The sequence below is a fragment of the Deltaproteobacteria bacterium genome (assembly GCA_019308905.1).
Classification (GTDB): Bacteria; Desulfobacterota; BSN033; order WVXP01; family WVXP01; genus JAFDHF01.
Window position 1 is genome coordinate 1 of the sequence record JAFDHF010000151.1, and the last position, 2,100, is coordinate 2,100.

The following is a 2,100-nucleotide window of genomic DNA, read 5'->3' on the forward strand; positions in this document are numbered from 1 at the left end:
TCAAGCTCGGTTTCACTGGATGACAGCACGGCCCGGGCGTTTTGCAGGGTTCTCTTTTTCGCCGAAGGGTTCTGAAGGGATGCGGCCACTGAAGGCTGAAGGGTCAGGGTGGGGCTCTCTCCCTCCACGTCCAGGATATCCCTGAGCGAGGTCCCTAAAGACTGGCCCGTGCAGGCCAGCCAGATCGCGTGCACATGGGATTGCACCAGATCCTCGTTTGAGAGCTCCAGTTTGGGGGGTGAGACTGCGCCAGAGACCATCAACTGGGGGTGTTTGAAGAAGTGCTGGTCATGGGGACTGCCGGTGGAGCAGTATGAGAAAACCAGGGCAGGCTGACCACTTCGTCCCGCCCGGCCGCTCCTCTGGGCATAGTTGGCGGGCGTGGGCGGGATGTTTCGCATATTCACCACATTCAAAGTTGCGATATCGATCCCCAATTCCATGGTGGGGGAGCAGTAGAGTATGGGAAGCCGGCCTTCCCGGAATCGGTCCTCCCGGTCTTTTCGGTCTTCGTAGGAAACCTGGGCCGTGTGTTCCCTGGCCTCGATCCCTTTCCCCTCGGTCGCTATATCCGTGTAATAGGAGATAAAGAAGGGATTGGCCCGCCCTTCAGAATCCGTCATCACCGTCACCCGCAAGGGGTCGTGAAAGGGAGTCCTGCCGTCCCCTGCAAACCAGCGAAGGGCCGCGGCCGGGATTTGATAACCGGGGGCATCATCCCCTTCTCCGGGGTCCACAACCCGGTCTATCAGACCGGCGACCCTGCCCAGTTCCAGGAGTTGCTGAATAATCTCTACAGTCACGTCAAGGGTCATCTTCTGGCTGTAGCCGGGAAAGGTCGAAGGCCTACGAAGGTACTGTCCGAAGAGCCCTCTGGGGGATAAGAAGACATGACCGCCATAATCGCCTTTCCTCCTGGGCCGGGGAAACAAAATGGCGGAGGTCACGAGGGTCTCGTTTTCATCGATGGCCCACGGAGCGCCCAGGCGCTGGTTGGACTGGAGTCTCATCTGCTCCTGATATGCCGGATTCAGGTAATCCACCTTGATGGCCAGAGATCGCCGCATATAGTCCAGCAGCACCTTGAAGACCGTGTAGCGTATCTCAGGGCTTGCTGACAACAGGGCCGGATGGTGCTTCTGCCATTCCTGCTCATCCTCGCAGAGCTCTTTCAGATATGCGTAGCCGATTTCCAGAAGCCCGCATTGCTCCAGATTGGGGGCCGTGACTCGCCATCCGCGCCTGAGATCGTGATAAAGACGATACCCGAGCACATTCCTGAGGGCCTTCTGAGTTTCATCTTTGACGCCGTACTTGGGTGAAATTCCCGGGTCCTGGGCATACAGATCCCAAGGGAGGTCCAAGGCATCGAATACGCGAAGAGTGAGTACATCATGTGAAAGGCCCTCTGGTCCGGCCTTCTGCACGGCCTTGAACAATGCCGACCGGAGCAGTCCGATCTCTACAAAATCATTGAAGTGCCCTGCCTGGAGCGAGGCGTCCTGGCGGTTGTCGGTGAAACTGAGGAGCTTTCTGGCCTTGGCCTCAAGCGTTTTCTCCCGGCGGAGATGCCGGATCGCGGCCAGGCTCAGAATGGTTGTGGCGGTGCTTCGCCCCTCTGTCCCGAGGGAGGCCAGCTTGCCGATATCCGACAACTGCCTGGCGCCATAGGCCACGCCGCAGTTGAGACAGATACGAAACGGTGCCTTCAGATAGATGTACGCGTGGCCGTCATCGGCGCCTTTTCCGCTGGAGGAGATACGAATCCGCTCGGGGAGGTACTTGCGATAATGCTTCTTCAATCGAAGATTCCCCTTGAATTCTTCCAGCCAATCGTCGGGGACACGCTCTATGATTTCCTTCAGATCTTCCGGCCAGGGCCTTTCAGAATTTGCGTACAGAAAGCCCGCTTCACTCTCTTCATCGTGGAACCGATCCCCCACATCCCGGGGCTCAAAGACCTTCTGGTTGGTTTTAGGGTCCTTGAATACACGGACGCTGTAGTATTCCTGGCCGCATTCCCGGCAAAAAACAATGGGCAAAAGGATCCGTTCTCTATCGCCCGGCACATACTGCTGACCATGGACCGTAATATGCCGC

The 2,100-nt window shown here is 57.6% G+C and carries 1 protein-coding gene; it reads right to left on the reverse strand.

The annotated features are described in order from the left end of the window. On the reverse strand, window positions 1-2,100 hold a 2,100-nt coding region (locus tag JRJ26_20710; GenBank protein MBW2059912.1), incomplete at both ends, for a hypothetical protein.